The 3,086-nt window shown below is 41.6% G+C and carries 4 protein-coding genes and 1 pseudogene; 3 read left to right on the forward strand and 2 right to left on the reverse strand.

Annotation, left to right across the window (positions count from 1 at the left end; translation table 11 throughout):
- Positions 1-263: 263 nt before the first annotated feature.
- Positions 264-1,508, reverse strand: coding sequence for a CCA tRNA nucleotidyltransferase (locus MICAI_RS22350; protein ID WP_008207406.1), 1,245 nt, complete (start codon positions 1,506-1,508; stop codon positions 264-266).
- A gap of 94 nt (positions 1,509-1,602) precedes the next feature.
- On the opposite strand from MICAI_RS22350, the gene MICAI_RS22355 reads away from it, so the two are divergent.
- The 3 genes from MICAI_RS22355 (at position 1,603) to MICAI_RS22365 (ending at position 2,707) form a co-directional block, all read left to right on the forward strand.
- Positions 1,603-1,851: a Ycf34 family protein gene (locus tag MICAI_RS22355; RefSeq protein WP_002795917.1), complete on the forward strand. Its 249-nt coding sequence runs from the start codon at positions 1,603-1,605 to the stop codon at positions 1,849-1,851.
- 204 nt (positions 1,852-2,055) lie between these two features.
- The gene (locus MICAI_RS22360; protein WP_008207408.1) at positions 2,056-2,313 is read left to right on the forward strand and encodes a hypothetical protein; all 258 of its coding nucleotides are present in this window, start codon (positions 2,056-2,058) and stop codon (positions 2,311-2,313) included.
- Positions 2,303-2,707: a type II toxin-antitoxin system VapC family toxin gene (locus MICAI_RS22365; protein ID WP_008207411.1), complete on the forward strand. Its 405-nt coding sequence runs from the start codon at positions 2,303-2,305 to the stop codon at positions 2,705-2,707. The genes MICAI_RS22360 and MICAI_RS22365 overlap by 11 nt, the downstream gene beginning before the upstream one ends.
- Positions 2,708-2,726: 19 nt before the next feature.
- On the opposite strand, the pseudogene MICAI_RS24755 reads toward MICAI_RS22365, so the two are convergent.
- A pseudogene (locus tag MICAI_RS24755) lies at positions 2,727-3,086 on the reverse strand (class I SAM-dependent DNA methyltransferase); the annotation flags it as partial.

The following is a 3,086-nucleotide window of genomic DNA, read 5'->3' on the forward strand; positions in this document are numbered from 1 at the left end:
ATATAAAACTCTCCAAACTGTGAACAATTGCTAAGTAGGTAGGCGTTAAAAGTTGTCAGACACCCCCCTTATTAAGGGTAGATCCCCCCGCCTATCGGCACCCCCCTTATCAAGGGGAGCAGGGGGGATCAGACCTAAAATCCATTTTTAATTTAATTATAACCAGCTACTTATAAGTAGGTAGGCACAATTATTTGTAGGATGGGTTAGCGGTAGCGTAACCCATGCGGGCGTTGGGTTTCATGCTTCAACCCAACCTACGTTCATTTTATATTTAATTCCACCCACCTACTTAACAACTTTTTAGCAAAATCGATCGCCTCCTGAAAAACTGTCACTTGGCCCTCAATTTGGGCAATTTGTACCTCGGTTAATAACTTACCGATAATCGGACTAGGTTTCAGATGTAAATAGTTAATTAAGTCATCGCCCCTTAATAAAGGTCGGGGATGGGCGATAATATTATCGGGATCGAGATAGGAAGTCAACAGGGAAGCGACGATATTTTTGTTAATCCCCATTGATAAAGCAAAAAGGGCAAAGACAGGAAATACTTTTCCCGTATTTAGATAAATAAAATACTGTTCCCGCAGACTTAAATTATCTGCCTCCTTGAGGGGAGGTAAACACTTAATTACCGTCATTACCGTGCGAATTTCCCCACGGGAATACTTAAGATCGATTAACTCTTTTTCCGCTTCTGCTAAAACATCCGATACCAATAGGGCCAATTTTGTCAACTGTAACTGAGAAGGAGAAAAGATAAAGTTTTCCGGTAACAAAGATTCTAAAAATCCCGCTGCCGCTTCCACCCCCATAACTCGCTCCATTTTTGCGGGGGTAATCCGACGCAACCAGAGAGATAATAAGCCATCTTCCCAGGCACTTTTTAGCCATTTATTGCCACGGGAATTGAGCAAAAGATAGTTTAACTCAGATTGTACCCTTTCGGCGGCTACACGGTGCAATAAAGGGGCAAGAGAACGAATAGTTGCACGGGTATGGGGTTCGATCTCAAAGTCCAATTGAGCCGCTTGTCGATAGGCCCTTAATAATCTTAGGGGATCATCTTGGAGATTTTCGCGGGAAATCATCCGCAGGGATTGGCAGCCTAAATCTTTTAATCCCCCTAAAGGATCGAAAATTTCTTGGGTGTGGAGATTATAAGCGAGAGCATTAACGGTGAAATCCCGTCTTTTTAGGTCTATTTCTAGAGATTCTCCCTCCTGTTGTGCGAAATCAAGAGTACCCTGGGGAAAAACGACGCGAGCAATTTGACGAACGGCATCTAAAACCACAAAACCCGCTTTATAATGATGGGCAATAGTTTGGGCAATTTCGATCGCTTTTTCGGGAACCACAAAATCTAGGTCAATATAGTCTTTCTGACGGTTTAATAAAGCGTCTCGCACAGCACCACCGACTAAATAAGCATTTTCTGGCAATTCTTGCCGATTAATCGCAAAAACTTCTTTAACTAAACTATCTAGGTTTTTTTGACAAGACATCGAGAAGATAAATTTACAAAAATATAATTTTTACCGGCCCTATTTGGGGAGAGACTGAGCTAGATTAACGGAAAAGACCTATAGAGTTAAACCTATGTGTATTTGTATTAACTGCTATTTTGTTGATCGCTGTCTCACCTATCATGCCGTAGAAACACAACATCAGGAACGTCATCTCACCGAGACACCGGACTTTGAAGCGAAGAACCCTTCTATTAACGTTAACATTCGCACCAAGGAAGATTATATCGAAATGGAGTGGGATGTGGTGGGTTGTGAAAGCTTTTTACGCGAAACCGGTAAATGGTCTAGTTTGCGGCCGGGTGAACCAGTTCCCACCTAAAACACCTGAACTACCCATACATATCTACTACAAGAGCCAAAAACCCTTATCCAGCAATGGATAGACCCGTGAACTTTTCTTGCTGTACCCGTGGAATGGTAGTCATGTATGTAGAAAAAGTTCCTAACCGTTGTGTCTGGAGTGGTTTTTATTAATGAGCATTGCTTAAAATCAAACAATTCATAATTTAAGAGCGAGGTATTTATGGATAAAGAAGAAGAACTACTTGAACAATGGCGAGAATTGACCCCGGAAAAGCAACAAAAAGTTTGGCAATTTGTTCAAATACTTAAATCTGAGTCACAAACAACACCAGAAGCTAAATTTATTCCCCAAACACCATTAAGCAAAAAGTTATGGGAAATCCGACATCGGGCGATCGCATCTGGATTGCAACTGCTCAATGAAGATGAAATAGAACAAGAACTTGCTGCACGTCGAGGAGGGTGCAGTGAGTCATAGGAAAGCCTACATAGACTCTGGCGTACTGATTACTGCTTTCCAAGGCATCCAATCAGCCAGTATCAAAGCCTATCAAATTCTCAACGATGAAAATCGGGAGTTTGCCTCCAGTCGATTTGTTCAGTTAGAAGTATTGCCTAAAGCAACTTTTAACAAGCAACAAGAAGAAATAGAATTTTACGAAACATTTTTTCTGGCTGTTAATTACTGGGCAACTGACTTAGAAAAAATTATACAGAATGCTCATGAAATTGCTGGCACTTACGGTTTAGCGGCGATGGATGCACTTCATGTTGCTGCTGCGCTGCAAATTCAAGCTGATGAACTAATCACCACCGAAAAGCCAACCAAACCAATGCACCGAGTCAGGGAAATTCAGATTGTTTCAATCTAATGTAAGGGGTTAGAGTAATCTAAGAGTAAGGAGACCAGGGACCGATGACGGTTTCTCCTCGCTTCTCTTTTTCTGCTAATTCCAGGTTTAAGGTTAATAGTTTCTCTAAGATGTCGTCGTCAGCTTGGAAGTGATAGGCCTCCATTACTAGCTTGTCTAATTTCTGATGGAGTTGATACAGTTGGCTACTGGGTTCGTTAAAGAATTGGTTATATAGTTTGGTGATTCCCCATTGTTTTTTCTCCATCTGTTGGCTGCGGTATTCGTGTAATTCCCCGGCGGTTTGACGGATTTTTTTGACAAGTTCCTGTGAAGGTGTCTGGGGAAAAGGGAAGGTTTCAAAACAGGTTGTATTGGTATAGCGAGTATCGCCTTTTAA

Source organism: Microcystis sp. T1-4 (genome assembly GCF_000297435.1).
GTDB lineage: Bacteria > Cyanobacteriota > Cyanobacteriia > Cyanobacteriales > Microcystaceae > Microcystis.

Excerpts from the sequence above, each read along its gene's own strand:
- MICAI_RS22355 (WP_002795917.1), top strand. The coding sequence starts at position 1,603 with ATGTGTATTTGTATTAACTGCTATTTTGTTGATCGCTGTCTCACCTAT.
- MICAI_RS22360 (WP_008207408.1), top strand. The coding sequence starts at position 2,056 with ATGGATAAAGAAGAAGAACTACTTGAACAATGGCGAGAATTGACCCCG.
- MICAI_RS22350 (WP_008207406.1), bottom strand. The coding sequence starts at position 1,508 with ATGTCTTGTCAAAAAAACCTAGATAGTTTAGTTAAAGAAGTTTTTGCG.